This window comes from Prevotella sp. HJM029, from assembly GCF_000599605.1.
In the GTDB taxonomy this organism is placed as follows: domain Bacteria; phylum Bacteroidota; class Bacteroidia; order Bacteroidales; family Bacteroidaceae; genus Prevotella.
In genome coordinates this window covers 1-914 of sequence record NZ_AZHT01000141.1, presented here as the reverse complement: position 1 = coordinate 914, position 914 = coordinate 1, and the positions used below count along the sequence as shown (strand labels likewise).

The following is a 914-nucleotide window of genomic DNA, read 5'->3' as shown; positions in this document are numbered from 1 at the left end:
TCCAAACAGCAGCGGATGGACAGATGTATATACGCAAGGAGCGTCAGAAGACAAAGGTTGAGTTTGTCGTACCGTTACACCCCATAGCTGAAAACATCATCAGCCATTGCAGGAATGCGCAGTCAGGAAACGAAGAACAGCAGACGGTGAAAGAAAAAGGCGTCAGCCTTGTCTTTCAACCTCATTGCAGCCGTAGCGTGATGGGCAAGAACCTGAGCATCGTGGGTAAGGCTTGCGGTATCAGACAGAGATTGTCGTACCATGTTGCAAGGCATACCTTCGGTACGATGAGCCTAAGCGCAGGAATACCTATTGAGAGCATAGCCAAGATGATGGGACACGCTTCCATATCAAGCACACAGATTTATGCTCAGGTAACGGACAAGAAAATTTCGGAGGATATGGATAGGCTCATCGCCAAACAATCGGAAATGAAGAGAGAACCAACGGAGAAAGGGGCTTGTGAACCTTCGGATATATCAATCTATAAAATGGAGGAAACGGCATGAAGACAAACAACAATCCAAACATAAGAACAAACACTGCCAATCATCGTAGTTATTTTGATTGGGGCGGCAATATGCAAGTTGTCCTTAAGGGGAATGGCGAAATCGCTATGATGGAGAGTGAACTTGTGAGGTTCTTCGGTGTAACGTGGAGTAAACTTAACCATAGACTGCAAGCGTTGATGAGATTTTCTAACCTGCATCCCGATGAAAGGGTTGCAGGTGAGGAAGATATTTATGCAAACGAACAACTAAAAGGTTATGCTCCGCTCTATCCGCTTCCTGTCATCATCGTCCTGTCGTTTCTGTTGGACAGCATAGAAGCACATTTGTTCAGGAAGTATCTCTGTGAGAGGTTGCAGAAATCTGCATCCGTGATAACACCGATATTTCTGCTCGGTAACACGA

The 914-nt window shown here is 45.6% G+C and carries 2 protein-coding genes; both read left to right on the top strand.

The features are described 5' to 3' along the window. The coding region (locus tag X919_RS0106120) for a site-specific integrase (RefSeq protein ID WP_028899415.1) at nucleotides 1-509 on the top strand (509 nt) is incomplete at its 5' end. Continuing rightward, nucleotides 506-914, top strand: a 409-nt coding sequence (locus X919_RS0106115) for a hypothetical protein (RefSeq protein WP_028899414.1), incomplete at its 3' end; no start/stop codon positions are given. The genes X919_RS0106120 and X919_RS0106115, both read left to right, overlap by 4 nt.